The organism is Spongiactinospora gelatinilytica (assembly GCF_003236385.1).
Lineage (GTDB): Bacteria > Actinomycetota > Actinomycetes > Streptosporangiales > Streptosporangiaceae > Spongiactinospora > Spongiactinospora gelatinilytica.
The window spans coordinates 1-244 of the sequence record NZ_POUA01000836.1; the positions used below are offsets into that span (position 1 = coordinate 1).

General features: G+C 68.0%; 1 protein-coding gene. It reads left to right on the forward strand.

Annotated features, from left to right (window positions below):
• Positions 1-32: 32 nt before the first annotated feature.
• The coding region (locus C1I98_RS39650; protein ID WP_146607961.1) for a Rieske (2Fe-2S) protein at positions 33-244 on the forward strand (212 nt) is incomplete at its 3' end.

The window sequence follows — 244 nt, forward strand, 5'->3', positions numbered from 1 at the left end:
GTGGCCCGGGCGGTGGAAGCGGAGCTGGAGAAGTGAGCTTCGAGAAGGTCTGCCGGCTGACTGACATCCCCGAGGGCGGAGTCCTCGGGGTGGAGGTCGGCGGCACCCCCGTGGCGCTGGTGCGCTCCGGCGGAGAGGTCTTCGCCCTCCACGACGTGTGCTCACACGCCGAGGTGAAGCTCAGCGAGGGTGACGTCTACGACGACACCCTTGAGTGCTGGCTGCACGGCTCGTGCTTCGACAT